Raw genomic sequence first — 22,794 nt, 5'->3', positions numbered from 1 at the left:
AAATGCCAGAAATGGTATTTTTAAGAAAAAAAGAAACGGCTGTTATCCGGGATTTTAGCGTATAAAAAAATAAATTACGATAAGAAAGGATGAGGTTATGGAAACAATTATTTTTGATGGAGAGGACGGAAGTCAGATTGAACTTGGAGTCGTTGCGCAGACAAGAGTAAATGGAAGTGTTTATTTGCTGACAGTAGACCCGGAAGAGTCCGGTGAAGAAGGCAGTGCAGCTTATATTTTAAAAGATACCTCAGAAGATGGAGACAAGGACGGCTGTTATGTATTTGTAGAGGATGACACAGAATTTGATGCAGTGTATAAAGTCTTTGAAGTGATGTTGGATGAGATTGATTTTGAATACGATAATAAAAGGAACGGCAAAAATTGGAGGAATTAATTTGAAAAAAAACAACAACTCAAAATTGAAAATCATTCCATTGGGCGGACTGGAACAAATTGGAATGAACATTACAGCCTTTGAATACGAGGATAGTATTGTTGTAGTGGACTGCGGACTTTCATTCCCGGAGGACGATATGCTGGGAATCGATTTAGTAATTCCGGACGTCACCTACTTAAAAGAAAATATTTCCAAAGTAAAAGGCTTTGTAATTACCCATGGTCATGAAGACCATATCGGAGCACTTCCTTATGTATTAAAAGAAGTGAATGTGCCGATTTACGCAACAAAACTTACCATCGGACTGATTGAGAATAAATTAAAAGAACACAATCTGATCCGTACAACCAAACGGAAAGTGATTCGTCATGGACAGTCTATTAACCTTGGCTGTTTCAGAATCGAATTCATTAAAACAAATCACAGTATTCAGGATGCTTCTGCACTGGCAATCTACTCGCCGGCAGGAATTGTCGTGCATACCGGTGACTTTAAAGTAGATTACACTCCTGTATTCGGGGATGCAATTGATTTACAGAGATTTGCAGAGATTGGAAAAAAAGGTGTCCTTGCGTTGATGTGCGACAGTACGAATGCGGAGCGAAAAGGCTTTACAATGTCAGAGCGTACTGTGGGAAGAACGTTTGACAATATTTTTGCGGAGCATAGAAATACAAGAATTATTATTGCAACATTTGCCTCAAATGTGGATCGTGTACAGCAGATTATCAACTCAGCCTATAAGTATGGGAGAAAAGTTGCGGTAGAGGGCCGAAGCATGGTAAATGTCATCGGTACAGCCGCAGAACTTGGTTATCTGAAGATTCCGGATAAAACGTTAATTGATATCGACCAGCTTAAAAACTATCCGGATGAGAAAGTTGTATTGATTACGACAGGAAGTCAGGGAGAATCTATGGCGGCATTGTCCCGTATGGCAGCAAGTATTCATAAGAAAGTTACGATTAAGCCAAACGATACGATTATTTTCAGTTCCAATCCGATTCCGGGAAATGAAAAAGCAGTATCAAAGGTGATTAATGAATTAAGTATGAAAGGTGCAGACGTTATCTTTCAGGATGCACACGTTTCCGGACATGCATGTCAGGAAGAGATTAAACTGATTTATTCCCTTGTAAAACCGAAGTATGCCATTCCGGTGCATGGAGAGTACAGACACTTAAAAGCACAGGCAGGTGTGGCAGAAGAACTTGGAATTCCAAAGGAAAATATCTTTATTCTTTCTTCCGGTGATGTGCTTGAACTAAATGAAGAAGAACCGGCAAGAGTAACCGGACAGGTTCGTACGGGAGCAATCTTTGTTGATGGTCTTGGTGTTGGAGATGTTGGAAATATCGTACTTCGTGATCGTCAGCATCTTTCTGAAGATGGTATTATGATTGTTGTGCTTACTTTAGAAAAACATTCGAGCAATCTTCTCGCAGGACCGGATATCGTATCACGTGGTTTTGTCTATGTGCGTGAATCGGAAGATTTAATGGAAGAGGCCAGAAGTGTAGTGGAAGAGGCGATTGACAGCTGTCTGGAGAGACATATTACAGACTGGGGCAAGATGAAAAATGTGATTAAAGATTCTCTGGGAGAATTCTTGTGGAAGAGAACCAAGAGAAGTCCGATGATTTTGCCGATTATTATGGAGGCATAATTCCATGAGTAATATTGATTATTATGTAAACAGGGTGATTGAGGAGATTAAAAGTGAGAGTGTTTACAGACAATACACGACTTCTCTTGAAAAGCTTAACGCAAATCCTGAGATAAAACGGCAGGTCGATGAACTGCGCAGATTAAACTATCAGGCGCAGGTAAAAAATGATGATACAGACTCTTATGACACCATAGATGACATTGATGATAAGATAAATGAATTAAGCTGTATACCGGAAGTGAATCAGTTTTTAGAGGCAGAAGCTGCACTTTGCAGACTCCTGCAGGATATTTCGGTAAGAGTACATGAGGCGATTCATTTAGATGTACCGGACTTGAATTAGGGGAATGCTTATCGGCATTCAATTGGCAGGATTAGCAGGAGACTTTAATATTCCGAGGGTGCATTAAGAAAATAAGGAGAAAAAAATGGGAAGAGGAATCAGAAAACAGGGTGCGGCATCAATTTTTGCAGGTGGATTTTTCCGCTTTGCTGTGTATGCCTGTGTGGTGTGTGCCGTGATTTATGTTGGAAAATCAGCGTATGATTTTGGATATGCGATTTTCGACCAGATACCTGTGGATGATGAAGACCATGGAGAAGATGTAACTGTTGTAATCAAAGACGGAGCGTCGGTGTATCAGATTGGAAAGATTTTAAAAAGCAAAGGTCTGATTAAAGATGCAAAAGTATTTGTGGTACAGGAAAGTCTTTCAAATTATAAAGATAAATTACAGTCGGGAACTTATATTTTAAATACTTCTATGACGACAGATGAAATGCTGGCAGTGCTTGCAAGAGAAGATATGACAGGACAGCCGGAGCAGGATTCCACGGATTCTCTGGATACCTCAGCGGATGGCACAGATGTGCAGACAACAGAAGAGGCTGTTACAGATGAGAGTCAGGATGCGTCAGGAGAACAGGCAGGAGAAACGGCTGAATAAGAGGGAAAAAAAGTGATTGTTGATGAAAGAATGGTTACCTATATAAACTCTCTGGACAAAGGAAATACGCCTTTTTTGACTCAGCTTGAAAAGGATGCAAAGGAAAATTATGTGCCGATTATACGGCGGGAAATGCAGAGCTTTTTAAAAGTAATGCTACAGATAGCAAGTCCCCATCTCATCTTAGAGGTGGGGACTGCTGTTGGTTTTTCCACTCTTCTTATGAGTGAGTATGCACCGAAAGACTGCAGAATCACGACGATAGAAAATTATGAGAAGAGAATACCGATTGCCAGAGAAAATTTTAAAAAAGCAGGAAAAGAAGAGCAGATTACCTTATTAGAAGGTGATGCGGCCCAAATTTTAAAGACGCTGGAGGGAAGTTATGATTTTATCTTTATGGACGCAGCAAAAGCACAGTATATTAACTTCTTTCCGGATGTGCTGAGGCTTTTGAAAAAAGGCGGAATTTTAATTTCTGATAATGTACTGCAAGATGGAGATATTATCGAATCCCACTTTGCGGTGGAGAGAAGAAACCGGACAATTTATAAGCGGATGAGGGAATACCTTTATGTGCTGAAAAATCATGAAGAGCTTGAGACAAGTATTATTCCTCTCGGTGATGGAGTGACGCTTAGTATTAAGAAATAGAAAGGCAGGAAAGATGAGAGCAAAACCAGAGTTATTAATTCCGGCAAGCAGTCTGGAAGTTTTAAAAATAGCGGTTATTTTTGGTGCAGATGCAGTTTATATCGGAGGAGAAGCTTTTGGTCTGCGTGCAAAGGCAAGAAACTTTTCTATGGAAGACATGAAAGAGGGAATTGAATTTGCACATCAGCACCATGTAAAAGTATATGTAACAGCAAACATTTTGGCACACAACAAAGATTTGGACGGAGTAAGAGAATATTTCCGTGAATTAAAAGAAATCAGGCCAGATGCACTGATTATTTCTGACCCGGGTGTATTTATGATTGCAAAAGAAGTATGTCCGGAGATTGAACGTCATATCAGTACTCAGGCAAATAATACCAATTATGAAACTTATAAGTTCTGGTATGGACTGGGCGCAAAACGTGTGGTCAGTGCAAGAGAACTTTCTTTAGAAGAGATTAAACAGATTCGTGCAAATATTCCGGATGATTTGGAAATCGAAACTTTTATTCATGGTGCAATGTGTATTTCTTATTCCGGAAGATGTCTCTTAAGCAATTTTTTTACCGGAAGAGATGCCAATCAGGGTGCGTGTACGCATCCGTGTAGATGGAAATATTCGATTGTAGAAGAAACCAGACCGGGAGAATATATGCCGGTTTATGAAAACGAGCGTGGAACTTATATCTTTAACTCAAAAGATTTATGTATGATTGAGCATATGGATGATATTCTGACTTCAGGAATCGACAGCTTAAAAATCGAAGGACGAATGAAAACCGCCCTTTATGTGGCAACGGTTGCAAGAACCTACAGAAAAGCCATTGATGATTATTTTGAGAGTCCAAAGTTATACCGGGAAAATATGGAATGGTATAAAGAGCAGATTATGGGCTGTACCTATCGTCTGTTTACCACCGGATTTTTTTATGGAAAGCCAGATGAAACTTCCCAGATTTATGACAGTAATACTTATGCAAAAGACTACACCTATCTTGGTTTCTTGGAAGAAAAGACAGAAAAAGGATTCTATCGAATCACCCAGAGAAATAAATTCCTTGTAGGAGAAACGATAGAGGTCATGCGTCCGGATGGAGAAAACCGTCTGGTTACGGTAAAAGCAATCTATGATGAAGAGGGAAATTCCTGTGATAGTGCTCCGCATCCACAGCAGGTGCTGTATCTGGATTTGGGAGAAGATTTAAATGTCTTTGACCTTTTAAGAAGAAAAGAAAGCGTTTCTTAATTTTAAAATCGCATTTTTTTCAATACGGGACACATAAGAGCGGCTGATATTCAGCCGCTTTGCTATTTCCCGCTGGGTCAGCTCATCACAGCCATAAAGCCCAAAGCGTAGTTTTAAGACTTCCGCTTCCCGTTTGGTCAGTACGAAACCGAGCAGGTAGTAAAGTTTACGGATATCTTGTTTTAAAGAATAATTTTTTACGACATCGACAGGTTCATTTTCAATCACATCAAGCAGATTGATTTCATTTCCTTCACGGTCTGTGCCGATTGGTTCGTAAAGAGAAATATCTTTGCTGGTTTTCTTTTTAGAACGAAGCAGCATAAGCAGTTCATTGTCGATACAGCGGGCAGCATAAGTGGAGAGCCGGTTGGATTTTTCCTGATTAAATGTATGAATTGCTTTTATCAGACCGATTGTTCCAATCGAAATCAGGTCATCTAATTCTTCTTCAACCCCTTGATATTTTTTTACAATATGTGCTACAAGGCGCAGATTGCGTTCGATGAGAACATTTTTTGCTTCCTGACTGCCCCTTTTGTATTCTTGGAGATAATATTTTTCCTCCTCGGATGTCAAGGGCTTAAGAAATGTTTTCAAGCAGCCTTACCTCAAAGGGATTTAATAATAGTCTATGAGAAAAAGGGATAAATTGTGCTTTTCCAAAAAAAGAAAAAATGCTTGTATCAAAAGGAAAATTGTGATACGATAATCGAATCAGAAAACAATTCATGTTTTCCGGTACAGCTGCTTAATCTTCGCTGTACCAGTTCTGGCAGTTCTGCCGTTTTTTCAAATTTTAAATTTATTTAATTTCAAATCTAAGACAAGTAATTATGAGTTTAGGAGGCATTTTATGTATGTTCAGTAAAGTGTTGTCAGCGGCTATTGATGGGGCAAGGTGCGTTCCGGTATCAGTAGAAGTGGATGCAAGTAATGGACTTCCGGCTTTTTTGATGGTAGGAGATTTATCTTATCAGGTAAAAGAAGCGCAAGAGAGAGTCCGTACTGCGATAAGAAACAGTGGAATGACAATTCCACCCAAAAGAGTAACTGTAAATTTAGCACCTGCGGATGTCCGTAAAGATGGAAATCATTTTGATTTGCCAATAGCGGCTTCGCTTATGATTGCATTTGGCTTTCTGGAAGCGGAAAAATTCGATGGCGTGATGCTTGCCGGAGAACTTGGCTTAAATGGCAGGATTAATGGAGTCAGAGGAATTCTGCCTTTTGTAGAAACCGCTTACAAAAAGGGATGTCGGCTTTGTATTGTGCCAAAGCAAAATTACAGGGAAGCACGGATGATTGGACAGATTTCTGTGCTTGGAGTGGAGTCTTTGCAGGAATTTTTAAGCTGTGCCAGAAAAGAAAACTGGGGGCTTTTAGAAGATACAAAAGAAGAGCCGGTTTTATTGCCTGCAAAGAAAGAAGAAATCGAAGATTTTGCTGATATTCAAGGTCAGGAATATGTGAAGCGGGCAGCCGTGATTGCGGCAGCAGGGATGCATAACTTTCTTATGACCGGTCCAAAGGGGACAGGAAAGACGATGATTGCCAGAAGAATCCCAGGGATTCTGCCAGAACCTACCAAAGAAGAACTGCTTGAAGTATCAAAGATTTACAGCATTTCAGGTCTGTTATCCGAAGAGAAACCGTTTCTTTTATCTCGTCCATTTCGGGCACCCCATCACACCATTTCACCGGCAGCACTTGCCGGAGGTGGAAAGTATCCAAAAGCCGGAGAAATCACGCTTGCCCATAAGGGCGTTCTTTTCTTAGATGAATTTCCGGAGTTTTCCCATGAATGTATTGAATTATTAAGACAGCCGTTAGAAGAACGGAAAATTTTAATCAGCCGAAGCGGAGGTTCGTACTTGTTTCCGGCCGATTTTATGCTGGTTGCTGCAATGAACCATTGTCCCTGTGGTCAGTTTCCGGATTTAAATCGGTGCAGTTGTACGTTTCAGGAAGTAAAGCGTTATCAGAATCGAATCAGTGGTCCGATTTTAGACAGAATTGATATTGTGGCAGAAGTGTCGGGAATTTCTTATCAGGAACTGACCGGAAAACGGAAAGAAAAAAGTTCAAAAAATTTTAGAAAAGAAGTTGAGATGGCAGTAAAGGTACAAGGGGAACGCTATCAGGAGAAAAAGATTCGGTTTAATTCTCAGCTTTCCGGTAAATTATTGGAGGAGTTTTGCAATGTAAGTGTAGAGGGACAGCGAATTTTGGAAAAAGCGTATAAAAAAATGAGATTAAGTGCAAGGGCATATCATAAAATCTTAAAAACGGCACGTACCATTGCGGATTTGGAACAAGAAGAGGAGATAAAAGAAGCGCATATCAGTGAAGCACTTTGTTATCGAAGAGTAGAAGGAAAGGATACTTGAAATATGGAAGAAAAAATTGTAAGTTATACACCGGATGACGTTGAGTATCCGGATAAATTAAGAAATTTTAAAGACAGACCCAAACGGTTGTATGTAAAAGGAAAACTTCCGGATCCAAATCGCAAAAGTGTGGCGATTATCGGGGCAAGAATGTGCAGTTATTACGGCAGAACGCAGGCTTATGAATTTGCAAAAGAATTTGCTTCTTGTGGAGTTCAGGTTATCAGCGGACTGGCAAGAGGAATTGATGGCTGGGCACATAAAGGTGCAATTGATGGCGGAGGAGAAACATTTGCGGTGCTTGGTTGTGGAGTGGATATTTGTTATCCGAGCCAGAATATCAATCTCTATCGTGAGATTCAGAAAAAGGGAGGAATTATCTCTGAGTATGAGGAAGGAGAGAAACCCCTTGGATGGCATTTTCCGTTAAGAAATCGAATTATCAGTGGGCTTGCTGATATTGTTTTAGTAATCGAGGCAAAGAAAAAAAGCGGTTCATTAATTACAGTAGAGTATGCACTTGAGCAGGGAAAGTCTGTCTATGCGCTTCCGGGAAGAGTGGGGGAAGCATTAAGTGAAGGATGCAACAATTTAATTTTTCAGGGAGCACAAATTGCAAAAAATGTGGAAATTATCCTCGAAGAACTCGAAATTTTGGATAAAATGACGAAAGAAAAGAATAAAAAAACAGAGATAAGGCTTGCAAGAAAAGAAGAAATGGTGTATAGTTGTGTGGATTTGAAACCAAAACACCTGGACGAAATTATAAAATTGACTGACTTGGAATTGCTTGAAGTGCAGGAAATTTTGGTGAAATTAGAGTTGATGGAACTTGTAACAGAGCCAATAAAGAATTATTATGCCAGAGCGGGAGGTTGATATGGCAAAGTATTTAGTGATAGTGGAATCGCCGGCAAAAGTAAAGACAATAAAAAAATTTTTAGGTTCCAATTATGAAGTCATGGCATCAAACGGACATGTAAGAGATTTGCCGAAAAGCCAGTTGGGGTTTAGTGTAGAAAATGATTATGAACCAAAGTATATAACAATTCGCGGAAAGGGTGACATTTTAGCAGCACTTCGAAAAGCTGCGAAAAAAGCAGATAAAGTTTATCTTGCGACTGACCCTGACCGTGAGGGAGAAGCGATTTCATGGCATCTTTCAAAGGCATTGAAGTTAGATGATAAAAAAATGCGTCGTATTACCTTTAATGAAATTACAAAAACAGCAGTCAAAGCTTCTATTAAAGAGGCTAGAGAGATTGATTTAAAATTAGTGGATGCACAGCAGACCAGAAGAATGTTAGACCGTATGGTTGGATATAGAATCAGTCCGGTTTTATGGGCGAAAGTAAAACGTGGATTGAGTGCAGGACGTGTGCAGTCTGTTGCTCTTCGTATTATTGGAGACAGAGAAGAAGAAATCAATGCATTTATACCGGAGGAATATTGGACTTTAGAGGCACAGTTTGCGGTAAAAGGTGAGAAAAAACCGCTGACTGCAAAATTTTATGGAAAAAAAGGACAGAGAATCAATATTCATTCCAAAGGAGAACTCGATGAAATTTTAAAAAACCTTGAGGGTGCAAGCTATGAGGTGGATGAAGTAAAAAAGGGAGAGCGTACCAAAAAAGCACCATTTCCATTTACTACCAGTACCTTACAGCAGGAAGCCTCCAAAGTGTTAAACTTCTCGACACAGAAAACCATGCGTCTTGCACAGCAGTTATATGAAGGAATTGATATCAAGGGAAATGGAACAGTCGGTGTGATTACTTATCTGCGTACGGATTCAACCCGTATCTCGGATGAAGCCCAGAAAGCAGCACAAGAGTATATTACAGAACAGTATGGAGAAGAATATACCAAAGTAACTGAGAAAAAAGATAGTAATAAGAAGAAAATTCAGGATGCGCATGAAGCAATTCGTCCAACCGATATTACAAGAACCCCGATTTCTTTAAAAGAGTCTTTAACCAGAGACCAGTTCCGTCTGTATCAGTTAATTTGGAAACGTTTTACCGCAAGTCAGATGCAGCCTGCAAAATATGAAACCACTTCCGTTAAAATTAAAGGCGGAGAGTATTATTTTACAACATCTGCATCGAAATTAAAATTTGATGGTTTCATGGCAGTTTATGTGCAGGAAGATGATGAAAAATCAGATAAGACGGTTTTGACAAAAGGGCTCGATGAGACGAGTGAACTGACATTTGAGAAATTTAACGAACAGCAGCATTTTACTCAGCCACCGGCTCATTATACAGAGGCGACTCTTGTAAAAACATTAGAAGAACTTGGAATTGGACGTCCAAGTACCTACGCACCAACTATTACTACGATTATTGCAAGACGGTATGTTGCAAAGGAAAATAAAAACCTTTATATGACAGAAATTGGTGAAGTAGTCAATAATATTATGAAAACTTCTTTCCCAAGTATTGTAGATGTACATTTTACAGCAACAATGGAAGAACTGCTCGACAGTATTGCAGAAGGATTGATTGAGTGGAAAACGGTAATTCGCAATTTCTATCCGGATTTGGATGAGGCAGTAAAGACAGCAGAAAAGGAACTTGAAGAAGTTAAGATAGAAGATGAGGTAACCGACGTAATCTGTGAACAGTGCGGAAGAAATATGGTAATCAAATACGGACCGCATGGAAAATTTCTGGCTTGCCCTGGATTTCCGGAATGTCGTAATACCAAACCATATCTGGAAAAAATCGGAGTACCGTGTCCAATCTGTGGAAAAGAAGTAGTAATGCGCAGAAGTAAAAAAGGACGCCGTTATTATGGCTGTGAAAACAATCCGGAATGTGAATTTATGTCCTGGCAGAAGCCATCCAAAGAAAAATGTCCAAACTGCGGTGGATATATGGTAGAAAAAGGAAACAAACTGGTCTGTGCAAATGAACAGTGTGGATTTGTGAAAATACAGCCGAAAGACAAAATCGAAGAGGCTTAAATAAAAATCCAAGTAAAGCGGACATTTGTGGAATAAAAACAATGAAAATAAATGGTTAATTTAGGGCGATTGCAGGAAAAGTCTTGTAGTCGCTCTTTTTGGTGAAAGAAACGAAATTGTTAGAAAAAAATGAATAGACAGAAAATAGCTATATTATCCATTGATTTCAGAATAATTGTGTGGTAAAATGAAAAAAGGAAAAATAAATGTAATATATAGGATTGGATGCTGAACAAAACGAAAGGAGATTTATTATGAGCGTACAATTACTAGACAAGACCAGAAAAATTAATAAACTGCTCCATAATAATCATTCTTCCAAGGTATTATTTAATGATATCTGCGAGGTGATGGTAGAGACTCTGGACTCCAATATACTTGTTATCAGTAAAAAGGGGAAAGTACTTGGTGTCGGAACATGTCAGGGAGTGCAGGAGATTACAGAGCTAATTGATGATGAGGTCGGCGGATTTATTGATAAGCTCTTAAATGAAAGACTGCTTGGAGTTTTGTCAACAAAAGAAAATGTCAATTTACAGACTCTTGGATTTGAAAGCGAAGGTATTGATAAGTATATGGCTATTATCAGTCCGATTGATATTGCAGGAGAACGTTTAGGAACACTCTTTATGTACCGTGATACCAAAAGTTATGATATAGAAGATATTATCGTAAGTGAGTACGGAACAACTGTGGTTGGTCTTGAAATGATGCGTTCCGTTCATGAAGAAAATGCAGAAGAAAATCGGAAGATTCAGGTGGTAAAAGCGGCTTTCAATACACTGTCATTCTCAGAGTTGGAGGCAATCATTCATATCTTTGATGAACTCGACGGAGATGAGGGGATCTTAGTTGCAAGTAAGATTGCAGACCGTGTGGGAATTACAAGGTCTGTGATTGTAAATGCACTTCGTAAGTTTGAAAGTGCAGGAGTTATCGAATCTCGTTCTTCCGGTATGAAAGGAACCTATATTAAAGTTTTGAATGAAGTGATTTTTGATGAACTCGATGAAATTAAAAAAAGAAAAATCGTGAAGAATAATAAATAGAATAGAAATGAATGAATCAAGAATAGAAAGTGAAGAGACTTCATATAGTAAGAGGGAACTTGACTTTCTATTTTTTTATTTACAGAAAATTACTTTCCTGTAAATAAAAAAACGCTCCGCGGGGATGCGCACTGCGGCGTACAAAGTAGATGTCGCAAGCGACCGCCGCAGGCGCGAGAATGTGCCTTGCCACATTCTCTATTTTGAACTTATAAAAATTGTATGAAACATGTACAAAAATAAAAAAATAAGAAAACATAAGAAAAAATGAGAAAACATAAGAAAATATCATGAAATATAAAATATTACACCTTTTGTTGCAGTTGCGGAAATAAGCTGAATTAACTAATATATGACTAACGGTTAGCACTCGATTAAAATGAGTGCTAGTAAAATGAGATTGATAATTCTAAAGGAGGCATTTTAGATATGAAATTAGTACCATTAGGAGACAGAGTTGTATTAAAACAGTTAGTTGCAGAAGAAACTACAAAATCCGGTATCGTATTACCGGGTCAGGCACAGGAAAAACCACAACAGGCAGAAGTAATCGCTGTAGGTCCTGGCGGAGTAGTTGATGGAAAAGAAGTGAAAATGGAAGTTGCCGTTGGAGATCAGGTTATCTATTCCAAATATGCTGGTACAGAAGTGAAATTAGACGGGGAAGAATACATTATCGTAAGACAGAACGACATTCTTGCCGTAGTAAAATAAATAAGAAATTATAATTCTTAAAAATCGTAATTCTCAAAAATCAGGAGGAAAAAAGTAATGGCAAAAGAAATTAAATATGGAGCAGAAGCAAGAGCAGCTCTTGAAAATGGTGTAAATAAATTAGCAGATACCGTACGTGTGACATTAGGACCGAAAGGAAGAAACGTTGTATTAGACAAATCTTTCGGTGCTCCGCTTATTACAAATGATGGTGTTACAATCGCAAAAGAAATCGAATTAGAAGACGGTTTTGAAAACATGGGTGCACAGCTCATCAAAGAAGTTGCTGCTAAGACAAATGATGTAGCCGGTGATGGTACTACAACCGCAACTGTACTGGCTCAGGCAATGGTTCATGAAGGAATGAAAAACCTGGCAGCAGGTGCCAACCCGATTATCTTAAGAAAAGGAATGAAAAAAGCAACTGCAAAAGCTGTAGAGGCAATTCAGGCAATGAGCGGAACAATTGAAAGCAAAGAACAGATTGCAAGGGTTGCAGCAATTTCTGCCGGTGATGACGAAGTTGGTGAAATGGTAGCAGATGCTATGGAAAAAGTAAGCAATGACGGTGTTATCACAATCGAAGAATCCAAAACAATGAAAACAGAACTGGATTTAGTAGAAGGTATGCAGTTTGACAGAGGATATATTTCTGCATACATGGCAACAGATATGGATAAAATGGAAGCTGTATTAGATGATCCATATATTTTGATTACAGATAAGAAAATTTCTAATATCCAGGATTTACTTCCGGTATTAGAGCAGATTGTAAAATCAGGTGCAAAACTGTTAATCATCGCAGAAGATATCGAAGGAGAAGCGCTGACTACTCTTATCGTAAACAAATTAAGAGGAACATTCTCTGTAGTAGCTGTAAAAGCTCCTGGATATGGTGACAGAAGAAAAGAAATGCTTCGTGATATCGCAATCCTGACAAATGGTACAGTTGTATCTGACGAACTGGGTATTGAATTAAAAGACGTAACGATGGATCAGCTTGGACGTGCAAAATCTGTTAAAGTACAGAAAGAAACAACAGTTATCGTTGATGGTGAAGGTTCTAAAGAAGATATCGAAGCAAGAATCGCTCAGATTAAACATCAGATTGCTGAAACAACTTCTGAGTTTGATAAAGAAAAATTACAGGAAAGACTTGCAAAACTTTCCGGTGGAGTTGCTGTTATCCGTGTAGGTGCTGCAACAGAAACAGAAATGAAAGAAGCAAAACTTCGTATGGAAGATGCTTTAAATGCAACAAGAGCAGCTGTAGAAGAAGGTATTATCGCAGGTGGCGGTTCTGCTTACATCCATGCATCGAAAGAAGTTGCAAAACTGGTTGAAGAACTTGACGGCGATGAAAAAACAGGTGCAAGAGTGGTATTAAAAGCTCTGGAAGCTCCTCTGTTCCATATTTCTGCAAACGCAGGTCTGGAAGGTTCTGTTATCATCAATAAAGTAAGAGAATCTGAAGTTGGTGTTGGATTTGATGCATTCCATGAAGAGTATGTAAATATGGTAGAAAAAGGAATCCTTGACCCGACTAAAGTTACAAGAAGTGCATTACAGAACGCAACAAGTGTTGCCGGAACTCTGTTAACAACAGAAGCAGTTGTTTCTACAATCAAAGAAGAGACTCCTGCAATGCCAGCAGGTAATCCGGGAATGGGTATGATGTAATTTAACCAAAGCGGATTGCGAATATCCGATTGACATTTTAAGAAATTCTTATGCCGGTGTCAGCTAGACACCGGCATTTCTTTATGATAGACTAAAAGAGATAAGAAAAAATGCATGAAAATGCACGAAAAAACGAAAGGAGAACGAAGTGAACGACACATATTCAGAACTTCTGATAAAAAAAGAAGTAACTGCAAAAGACAAGATGATAAAAGTGCTTCTGATTGCACTGATTGCACTTATGGCAGTTGCCGGAATTTTGATTACACCGCTTGCATTTATTGCAGCGATTGCGCTTGGAATTGCAGCCTATTTTGTGTTTCCGAATCTGGATTTGGAATTTGAGTATGTCTATGTAAATGGAGAACTCGATATTGACAAAATTATGGCGAAGATGAAGAGAAAAAGAGCCAAAAGTTTTGAACTTTCCAAAATGGAAATTATGGCGCCGGTAAAATCCCATAGACTGGATTATCAGAACCAGAATACCAAAATGAAAGTTTATGATTTTTCATCAGGAAATCCATCACATAAAGTTTTTGCGATGATTATTCCTAGTGACAATGAACTCTGTAAAGTGTTGCTTGAGCCGGACGAAGAACTTTTAAAAAATATTGAAAAAAGTTGTCCGAGAAAAGTTTTTGTGGATTGACACTTTTGTCGGAATTTGTTATATTTTATTACTATAAACAAAATGAAGGGAGAAAGACAATGGGTAAGATTATTGGTGAAGGCATTACCTTTGACGATGTACTCTTAGTACCGGCTTATTCTGAGGTGATTCCAAATCAGGTTGATTTAACAACTTATCTGACAAAAAAAGTAAAACTGAACATTCCGATGATGAGTGCAGGAATGGATACGGTTACAGAACATCGTATGGCAATTGCTATGGCAAGACAGGGTGGAATTGGTATTATCCACAAAAATATGTCAATTGAAGCACAGGCAGACGAAGTAGATAAAGTAAAACGTTCTGAAAATGGTGTTATCACCGACCCGTTTTATTTATCTCCAGAACATACACTGGAAGATGCAAATAATCTTATGGCAAAATTCCGTATTTCAGGTGTGCCAATCACGGAAAACGGAAAATTAGTTGGTATTATTACAAACCGAGATTTGAAATTTGAAGAAGATTTCAGCAGAAAAATCAAGGAATGTATGACATCCGAAAATCTTGTAACAGCAAGGGAGGGTGTTACACTGGAAGATGCAAAGAAAATCCTTGCAAAATCCAGAAAAGAGAAACTTCCAATTGTCGATGAGAATTTCAATTTAAAAGGTCTTATTACCATTAAAGATATCGAAAAACAGATTAAGTATCCCTTATCTGCGAAAGATGCACAGGGCAGACTGCTGTGTGGTGCAGCAGTAGGTATCACAGCAAACGTTATGGCTCGTGTGGATGCACTTGTAAAAGCAAATGTTGACGTTGTTGTCGTAGACTCTGCTCATGGACATTCTGCAAATATTTTAAAAGCAGTCCGCGAAATGAAAGAAAAATATCCGGATTTACAGGTAATTGCCGGTAACGTTGCAACCGGTGCAGCAACAAAGGCTTTAATTGAAGCTGGTGTTGACGCTGTTAAAGTTGGTATCGGTCCTGGTTCTATCTGTACAACTCGTGTCGTTGCAGGTATCGGTGTTCCGCAGATTACTGCAGTTATGGACTGTTACGAAGCAGCAAAAGAATATGGTATCCCGATTATTGCAGACGGTGGTATCAAATACTCAGGCGATATGACAAAAGCAATCGCAGCCGGAGCAAACGTATGTATGATGGGAAGTATGTTTGCCGGATGTGATGAAAGCCCTGGAGATTTTGAATTATATCAGGGAAGAAAATATAAAGTATATCGTGGAATGGGCTCTATTGCAGCAATGGAAAACGGAAGTAAAGACCGTTATTTCCAGGAAAATGCAAAGAAATTAGTTCCGGAAGGTGTTGAAGGACGTGTTGCATACAAAGGACATGTTGAAGATACAGTATTCCAGTTAATCGGTGGACTTCGTTCCGGTATGGGATATTGTGGAGCAAAAGATATTGAAACATTAAAAGCAACAGGACGTTTTGTTAAGATTACTGCTGCGTCTTTGAAAGAATCACATCCACATGACATTCATATCACAAAAGAAGCTCCGAACTACAGCGTAGATGACAAATAATACAAAAGAGTTTCAGATGTAAACATAAACGGCAGGAGCTGTTGTCTTTGGGCAATGGTTTCTGCCGTTTTTGGCATTGGGGAGAGTTTTTTATGAAACGAAAGAAAAAAAGAATCAGAACAAGATGGAATATAAAGGTATTCGTTATTTATGCAGTGACTTTATTTTTCATTATTTTTGGGGTAAAAACTGCGGTTGTTAAGATTGCAGAATTGATACAGGGCAGAGTAGAAGCACAGTCTCAGGAAGAGACAGATGTAACGGCAGAAGAAGAAACGGAAAAAAACGCAGACTTTCCGGGAGCGCCACCGTTTACAGTTGATTTGCTCGATATCAATGAATATTCAAGACCCGGGATTGCACTTGAAAAAATCAATGGAATTGTAATTCATTATACGGCAAATCCAAAGAGTACTGCAAAACAGAACAGGGATTATTTTGAAGGGTTAAAAGACAGCCATGAGACAAAGGCAAGCAGTCATTTTGTAGTGGGAATAAAAGGAGAAATTGTTCAGTGTATTCCAAGTTCAGAGATTTCGTATGCTTCTAATTCGAGAAACAGTGATACCCTTTCAATTGAATGTTGTCATAAAGATAAGAGTGGAAAATTTACAAAAGAGACCTATCAGTCTTTAGTTGAATTAGTTGGATGGCTTTGTCAGAGATTTGGACTTACCAGTGAGCAGGTGATTCGTCATTATGATGTGACAGGAAAGAACTGCCCGAAATATTTTGTAGAACATGAAGATGAGTGGGAACAGTTTAAGAAAGATGTAGATGTTCAGATTGCAGTTGTGGAACAGGAAGTAGAAACTGCCAGTCAACAGTAAATTTGGATTTGAAAGGAAAGATTTAAGATGAAAAAGAAAAAAATTTTACAGCGGGCAGTTACCTATTATCGTTCTCACATGTGGTGTTCTCTTTTGGTTTCGATTTTTGGCATGATTTTTATCATTGCTCTGATTTTATTGGGATATATGAAGAGCAAATATTATCAGTATCTGCTCGATACGACTTATGAATCAGAGAAAGTGATGATAGAGTCCGTTAAGAAAAATATTGAAAATCAGATGGAGTCCTTTATTGATTTGGGGGCAAATATTGCAGTGGAGGACCGGCTTGTACAGGAAATTGAAGACTATGTACAGGCAGGAAAGACCAATCAGTATGCTTCTAAGCTGATGCGGACAACTTTAAAAAGTACAACTTATGGAAGCGGTTCCATTACCGGAGTTGCAGTAATTGAAGAAGATGGTCTGCTTGCGCAGTTTTCCAGAGAAGAAGTGGGCACAGAAAAAGTCAGGGGAATCTGGGATGAAAATAATCAGGATGAGATTATAAGTCTGTTTCAGGAGATGAAACAACATAATGAGACAGGGCTTCTGCCCCGCTATATTATTGTAAACGGAGCAAATGAACATTTGAATGTGTCTGGAAGAGGAGTCTTACATATCGCATTTCCGATTAAGAATGGCTATAATTATAAAAATATGAAATACATGATTATCGTTTCTTATTACAGTCAGCCAATTTCATCTTTGTTAAAACAGCTTTCTCAGGGGGGAAAAGATGAGTTTTTACAGGGATATATTGAAAATGCCAGTGGAAAGATTTTGTTTCATACCGACGAAAATTATGTGGATAAAAACGCAAAAAAGATTTATAATAGTGACACGAATAAAATCAATCTGGAAACGGATGTGAAAAATTATGGATGGAAGCTGCATGGTGTGATTGACAAAGCTGCTTTAGAGTCAAACGTAAACAAAATGTACTCTAAGGCGATGATTTTGTATTTGTGTGCGATTTTGGCCGTAATGGGGATTGCAATTTTTATTATTAAGTCGATTTTAAAGCCGGTCAGTGTTATCAGTACTTCTATTGATCGTGTAAAAACCGGGGATATGCAGGGATATATTTCAATAGAAGGAACAAATGAAATCTGGCAGTTAGCACGGGAATATAATGAGATGTTGTGTTCAATTCAAGAGGCAAATGTGAAAGTAGAAGAACAGCATGGAGAAATTATTGAATCGATGAAAATGAAGCGCAGGGCAGAGAGAGAAGCACTTGAATCGCAGATTAATGCGCATTTTATCTGTAATACTTTAAATGCGATTAATTATGAGGCAATGGATAATGGGGATTTTAAAGTCTCTTTGCTTCTTAAAAAACTTTCTAATATTTTACGCTATACGTTTGATCAGAAACATCAGAATGTGTATATGTTTCAGGAAATTTCATGGATTGAGCAGTATTTGTTTTTACAGAAAGAACGAATGGGAAGTGCCTTTGATTATGAAATTCAGTTTGATTCGGATTATGATAACTGGCCGTGCAGGAAACTGATGCTTCAGCCGTTTGTAGAGAATTCGATTCTTCATGGATTAGAAGGGGTCAATAAAGGTGGATTTATCCGAATTACCGGAGAAGGATATCAAGAGTATCTTAAAATTGTAATTGAGGATAATGGATGTGGAATGACCCCGGAGGTAGAACAGATTATTAAAGAAGTGTTGGAGAATCCGTTGCTTGCAAAACAAAAAGGATTGGGAATCGGAATTTCTAATGTCGTAACCAGAATGAGGATGTATTATACAGAAGATTTAAAGATTCAGTTAGAGACAGAAGAGCGAAAAGGCTGTAAGTTTACAATGATACTTCCAGAGGCAAGACAGTAGGAGACAAGGGGGAAGGCAGATAAATGAGAATATTGATAGCAGAAGATGAAGAACGGGCGAGGAGAGGACTTCGTTCCGTTTTAACTTCTTTATCAGAGGATTATGAGGTAGTAGCAGAGGCATCGAATGGAAAGCAGGCATTAGAGTTGCTTCAGATCCTAAAGCCGGATGTGGTTTTTACGGACTTAAAGATGCCATTTTTGGATGGAATGGGACTGATTAAGGCAGGAATTGCAGCAGGTGTTTGCACGAAATATGTAATCGTAAGCGCTTATGAAGAATTTGAAGTGGCAAGACAGGCAATCAGCCTGGGAGTAAAAGAGTATCTGGTAAAACCAGTAACTTATGACGAATTAAAAGATACGATGGAACGTCTGGATGCGGCGCAGAAAGGAAAGCCTCAGCTCATTGATAAAACATTAAAAGAACGGTACCCGGATGTGCATCCATTGGTGAGAAAATCTCTGGGATTTATTGAAAAAGGGTATTCCAGTAAAATCAGTCAGAAAGAGCTGGCTGCTAATCTTGGAATTTCACAGGAGTATTTTTGTTATCTGTTTAATAAAGACATGGGAGAAACATTTTCTCATTTTTTAAAGAATTATAGAATAGAAGTGGCAAAGAAACTTTTATTAAATGGAGAATTGCCCAAAGAGGAAATTCCGTATAGTGTAGGATTTTCAGATTCCAAATATTTTAATAAAGTATTTCGAGAAGTGGAAGGTTGCACAATGACGGAATACATTCGGAAAAATTCAGAATGATTTATACAAAATACCAGAATAAATATGTGTGTACTAAATGCGTGTGGTTAAAGTGCATAGTATTATTCTGGTTTTTTGTGATCTATCTTAAAAAAATACCCGAATCTTAAAATTGTATCTTAAGATTTTGCCTCTTATCTTAAGATAGTAAGTTACGAAAAAAATCTGAAATTATTATAATAATAACATCTTAATTAGAGGAGGAAAAAAATTATGAAGAGAAGGTTCCAGAAAATCGCAGCGCTGATGCTGGTTGGTGCAATGGCAGGTACACTGGTCACAGGTTGTGGAGGCAGTAGCTCCGGTTCATCCTCAGAGTCAAGCAGTGATAGCAAAGAGGCGAGCGACAGCAGTTCTTCCAATTCAAACGGAGCAGCAGAGGTTACGCTGTGGCATTATTTCGAGCATGAAGCTCCAGACCTTGAGGCGGTAGCGGAGAAATACAATGAGTCTCAGGATAAGATTCATGTTACATGTACTTATGTATCCCGTGAAGAATTGATGAACCAGTACACAATCGGTGCAGTATCAGGAGAGCTTCCTGACATCGGAATGGTTGATTCACCGGATATGGAATCCTATATTTCTCTTGGTGTATTTGAGGACATCACAGATGACATCAAAGATTGGGATGAATTAGACCAGTTTTATGACGGACCTCTTTCAAGCTGTATGGATGCAGATGGTAAATACTACGGACTTCCAAACAATTCAAACTGTCTGACCTTTGCTGTAACATGGACATCTTAAATGCAGCAGGTATCGAGAACCCACCAACTACATGGGAAGAATTTGAAGAAGCCTGCAAGGCAACAACAAATGCAGCGGAAGGTGTATATGGATTTGCAATGTGCGATATCGCTACAGAAGAAGGTACTTTCCAGATTCTGCCTTGGATTTATTCCGCAGGTGGAAACATTGATGATTTGACAAGTGCTGAATCAACAAAAGCAGTTCAGTTCTTAACTGACTTAGTACAAAACGGTTACATGAGTAAAGAAGTTGTTAACTGGCAGCAGTCTGATGCATACAATGCATTTACAAGTGGTAAAGCAGCAATGTTTGAATCCGGTACATGGCAGTTAGCTGACATTGATGAGAAAATCAATGGTTCTTTCAATTATCAGTATACTTTACTTCCAAAAGATAAAGAATACGCTTCTACAATCGGTGGAGAAAACTTTGGTGTCTGCACAGGTTCGGAATACAAAGACGAATGTGTTGACTTCCTGAAATTCCTTATGAATGCAGAAAACAACGCAGACTTTACAGCAGCAGCTGCAAAACTTCCGGTTCGTAAAGATGCTGTAGGCTTAAAAGACCTCTGGACAACAGATGACAGATACGTTGTATTTAACGATGCTATGAATTATGCAAAAGCACGAGGACCGCACGCTCAGTGGCCGACTCTTTCCGAAGCACTTTATACAGGTGTTCAGCAGGCTCTGCTTGGTGAAAAATCCGTAGAAGACGCAATGAAAGAAGCGCAGGCTAAGATTGACCCGATTGTTGCAGAAGATCCACTTCCTGATTTGACAACAGGCGGCGGAGTTGCAGACGACGTAAATAAGTAAGAAAAAAATAAGCAGTAATAAGAAAGAGTCCTGGAACCGGTCTGGGTTTCGGGACTCTTTTAAAATGAAAATCTTGAAATTCCGTGAGAGGAGTGTGTGAAGATGAAACTGAACATGGCTGCAAAGAAGAGGAGAGAAGCCTATATTTTTATTCTTCCCGGTTTTATTTATCTGGTTGCAATTTGTGGTTATCCTTTGATTTACAATCTGATTTTGAGTTTTAAAAATGTAAACGTAAAAAACCTTGCCACCGGTGCATCGGTTTTTGTTGGACTTGACAATTATAAACAGCTGTTTGCCGACCCGACATTCCAGCTGGTATTTAAAAATACAATTGAATTTACACTGGCTTGCCTTGTAGTTCAGTTTACAATCGGCTTTTTATTTGCAATGTTTTTCTCAAAGAAATTTACACTGGCAGGACCGATTCGAGGTCTCGTGCTGGTGGGATATATGATGCCCATGTCGGTTACAGCTTTACTTGGTAAGAACTTATTCTTACTCGATGGTGGTGTTATCAATGACCTGTTAATGAAGGTTCATCTGATTTCGTCCCCAATCGACTGGCTGGTAAATGGCGGAACTGCACTTGGAGCAGTCATTGCCGTAAACTGCTGGGTAGGTATTCCATTTAACATGTTACTGTTAACTTCCGGTCTGACCGGCATCTCAACTGATATCTATGAAAGTGCTTCTATGGATGGAGCAAATGCATTTAAGAGATTTATCTACATAACACTGCCGCTGATGAAACCGGCTATGCTTTCAGTATTGATGCTTGGATTTATCTATACATTTAAAGCATTTGACCTTATGTACATTATGACAGCAGGTGGTCCGTTCAACTCCACTGACGTACTTGGAACTTATGCATATTCAAAAGCATTTACCCAGTATGAATTTTCACAGGGTTCTGCAATCGCAATGGTATTATTTGCCTGCCTGTTCCTGGTTGGGATCTTCTACCTGAAACTGTTGAGTAAGGAGGATGACTAGAATGAGTAAGGAAAGTACAAAATCAGCAAAAGTCGCATATCTGAAATCAAAAGAGGGACGAAGCAATGTCATCAATTGCTTTTGGGCAATTATAATCGCAATTATCTTCTTGTTCCCAATTTACTGGCTGATTCAGATGTCTTTTAAGACAGATATGGAAAGTTTTGGAAAAATCGTAACTTATTATCCACATGAATTTACCGTTGATCCATGGCTCCAGAACTTGCAGGATAAAGACTTTATTACCTCATTAAAAAACAGTGTATCCATTGCACTGTGTTCCATGTGTTTATCACTGGTATTTGGTATTCCGGCTGCTTATGGTATGGGGCGTTATAAAGTAAAAGGAACAAAAAGCTTCATGCTTACTTTTCTTGTAACTCAGATGCTCCCGGCATCCGTTATGTTAACACCAATGTACCTGATTTTCTCTAAAGCAGGTTTACTTGGAACTTATCTTGCACCGGCACTTGCAATTTCCTCCGGTTCGGTTCCGTTTATCGTTGTAACTTTAAGACCATACTTTAAGAGTATTCCGGTTTCCCTGGATGAAGCCGCACGTATTGATGGATGTAATGTATTCCGTTCTTTCTTTAAGATTATGATTCCTACAATTAAAACCGGTATCATCACCGTAGTTGTTATCTCTTTCTTAAATGGATGGAACGATCTGATTTATTCCATGACATTTAACGTAAAAGCAGACATGAGACCATTGACAGCAAATATCCATAAATTCCAGAGTAAATACGGAACAAAATGGAACTGTATTATGGCTTATGGTGCAATCCTTGTTATTCCTGTAATCCTTGTATTTGTATTCTTACAGAAATACATTGTAGGTGGTTTAACAGCAGGTGCTGTAAAAGAGTGATGCTATAAAAATAATA

22 protein-coding genes are annotated in these 22,794 nt (G+C 38.7%); 21 read left to right on the top strand and 1 reads right to left on the bottom strand.

Annotation, left to right across the window (positions count from 1 at the left end; translation table 11 throughout):
- The first annotated feature begins 97 nt into the window (after positions 1–97).
- From ACYQ2D_RS07025 to ACYQ2D_RS07000, 6 genes are all read left to right on the top strand, one after another.
- Positions 98–397, top strand: coding sequence for a DUF1292 domain-containing protein (locus ACYQ2D_RS07025; RefSeq protein ID WP_459785013.1), 300 nt, complete (start codon positions 98–100; stop codon positions 395–397).
- A 1-nt stretch (position 398) separates the two neighbouring features.
- Entirely contained in the window at positions 399–2,066 is a 1,668-nt protein-coding gene (locus ACYQ2D_RS07020; RefSeq protein WP_459785012.1) for a ribonuclease J, read from the top strand.
- A gap of 4 nt (positions 2,067–2,070) precedes the next feature.
- Positions 2,071–2,412: a YlbF/YmcA family competence regulator gene (locus ACYQ2D_RS07015; protein WP_444147404.1), complete on the top strand. Its 342-nt coding sequence runs from the start codon at positions 2,071–2,073 to the stop codon at positions 2,410–2,412.
- Between the two features lie 85 nt (positions 2,413–2,497).
- A complete protein-coding gene (locus ACYQ2D_RS07010) occupies positions 2,498–3,016 on the top strand; it encodes an endolytic transglycosylase MltG (protein ID WP_022304726.1) in 519 nt (172 codons plus the stop codon).
- 12 nt (positions 3,017–3,028) lie between these two features.
- Positions 3,029–3,670 carry an O-methyltransferase gene (locus ACYQ2D_RS07005; RefSeq protein WP_022304725.1) on the top strand — a complete coding sequence of 214 codons (642 nt, stop codon included), beginning with the start codon at positions 3,029–3,031 and terminating at the stop codon, positions 3,668–3,670.
- Positions 3,671–3,683: 13 nt separating this feature from the next.
- Complete coding sequence (locus tag ACYQ2D_RS07000) at positions 3,684–4,919, top strand: peptidase U32 family protein (protein WP_459785011.1); 1,236 nt, start codon at positions 3,684–3,686, stop codon at positions 4,917–4,919.
- Here the strand turns inward: ACYQ2D_RS07000 and sigK are convergent.
- Entirely contained in the window at positions 4,893–5,519 is a 627-nt protein-coding gene (gene sigK / locus ACYQ2D_RS06995; RefSeq protein WP_022304723.1) for an RNA polymerase sporulation sigma factor SigK, read from the bottom strand. The two genes, ACYQ2D_RS07000 and sigK, sit on opposite strands and share 27 nt — an antisense overlap.
- A 260-nt stretch (positions 5,520–5,779) precedes the next feature.
- On the opposite strand from sigK, the gene ACYQ2D_RS06990 reads away from it, so the two are divergent.
- The 15 genes from ACYQ2D_RS06990 to ACYQ2D_RS06920 all read left to right on the top strand — a co-directional run bounded on the left by ACYQ2D_RS06990 (position 5,780) and on the right by ACYQ2D_RS06920 (position 22,778).
- Positions 5,780–7,309, top strand: coding sequence for a YifB family Mg chelatase-like AAA ATPase (locus ACYQ2D_RS06990; RefSeq protein WP_459785010.1), 1,530 nt, complete (start codon positions 5,780–5,782; stop codon positions 7,307–7,309).
- A gap of 3 nt (positions 7,310–7,312) precedes the next feature.
- Positions 7,313–8,188, top strand: coding sequence for a DNA-processing protein DprA (gene dprA / locus ACYQ2D_RS06985; RefSeq protein WP_117454972.1), 876 nt, complete (start codon positions 7,313–7,315; stop codon positions 8,186–8,188).
- 1 nt (position 8,189) lies between these two features.
- Complete coding sequence (gene topA, locus ACYQ2D_RS06980) at positions 8,190–10,277, top strand: type I DNA topoisomerase (RefSeq protein ID WP_459785009.1); 2,088 nt, start codon at positions 8,190–8,192, stop codon at positions 10,275–10,277.
- Between the two features lie 254 nt (positions 10,278–10,531).
- Positions 10,532–11,326, top strand: a complete 795-nt coding sequence (gene codY, locus ACYQ2D_RS06975) for a GTP-sensing pleiotropic transcriptional regulator CodY (protein WP_022304719.1) — start codon at positions 10,532–10,534, stop codon at positions 11,324–11,326.
- Between the two features lie 429 nt (positions 11,327–11,755).
- Positions 11,756–12,040 (top strand): co-chaperone GroES, encoded by a 285-nt coding sequence (gene groES / locus ACYQ2D_RS06970; RefSeq protein ID WP_022304718.1) that lies wholly within the window; start codon positions 11,756–11,758, stop codon positions 12,038–12,040.
- A 57-nt stretch (positions 12,041–12,097) separates the two neighbouring features.
- Positions 12,098–13,720 (top strand): chaperonin GroEL, encoded by a 1,623-nt coding sequence (gene groL, locus ACYQ2D_RS06965; protein WP_022304717.1) that lies wholly within the window; start codon positions 12,098–12,100, stop codon positions 13,718–13,720.
- A 148-nt stretch (positions 13,721–13,868) separates the two neighbouring features.
- On the top strand, positions 13,869–14,372 hold the full coding sequence (locus ACYQ2D_RS06960) for a DUF6106 family protein (protein WP_022304716.1): 504 nt from the start codon (positions 13,869–13,871) through the stop codon (positions 14,370–14,372).
- A gap of 59 nt (positions 14,373–14,431) precedes the next feature.
- Positions 14,432–15,889: an IMP dehydrogenase gene (gene guaB / locus ACYQ2D_RS06955; RefSeq protein ID WP_022304715.1), complete on the top strand. Its 1,458-nt coding sequence runs from the start codon at positions 14,432–14,434 to the stop codon at positions 15,887–15,889.
- A 92-nt stretch (positions 15,890–15,981) separates the two neighbouring features.
- Positions 15,982–16,719, top strand: a complete 738-nt coding sequence (locus ACYQ2D_RS06950; protein WP_118701085.1) for a peptidoglycan recognition protein family protein — start codon at positions 15,982–15,984, stop codon at positions 16,717–16,719.
- Between the two features lie 27 nt (positions 16,720–16,746).
- Positions 16,747–18,570, top strand: coding sequence for a sensor histidine kinase (locus tag ACYQ2D_RS06945; protein ID WP_459785008.1), 1,824 nt, complete (start codon positions 16,747–16,749; stop codon positions 18,568–18,570).
- Between the two features lie 23 nt (positions 18,571–18,593).
- Entirely contained in the window at positions 18,594–19,334 is a 741-nt protein-coding gene (locus ACYQ2D_RS06940; RefSeq protein ID WP_459785007.1) for a response regulator transcription factor, read from the top strand.
- A 213-nt stretch (positions 19,335–19,547) separates the two neighbouring features.
- The gene (locus ACYQ2D_RS06935) at positions 19,548–20,084 is read left to right on the top strand and encodes an ABC transporter substrate-binding protein (RefSeq protein ID WP_459785006.1); all 537 of its coding nucleotides are present in this window, start codon (positions 19,548–19,550) and stop codon (positions 20,082–20,084) included.
- Positions 20,072–20,908, top strand: a complete 837-nt coding sequence (locus tag ACYQ2D_RS06930; protein WP_459785005.1) for an extracellular solute-binding protein — start codon at positions 20,072–20,074, stop codon at positions 20,906–20,908. Before ACYQ2D_RS06935 ends, ACYQ2D_RS06930 begins: the two co-directional genes overlap by 13 nt.
- Positions 20,909–21,010: 102 nt before the next feature.
- Positions 21,011–21,904 (top strand): carbohydrate ABC transporter permease, encoded by an 894-nt coding sequence (locus ACYQ2D_RS06925; protein WP_022304710.1) that lies wholly within the window; start codon positions 21,011–21,013, stop codon positions 21,902–21,904.
- Position 21,905: 1 nt separating this feature from the next.
- Positions 21,906–22,778: a carbohydrate ABC transporter permease gene (locus tag ACYQ2D_RS06920; RefSeq protein ID WP_117454989.1), complete on the top strand. Its 873-nt coding sequence runs from the start codon at positions 21,906–21,908 to the stop codon at positions 22,776–22,778.
- The last annotated feature ends 16 nt before the right edge of the window (positions 22,779–22,794 follow it).

It is taken from the genome of Blautia stercoris (assembly GCF_054657695.1).
Note: the sequence above shows the minus strand (reverse complement) of the source record. Positions and strands in the feature narration are given on the sequence as shown.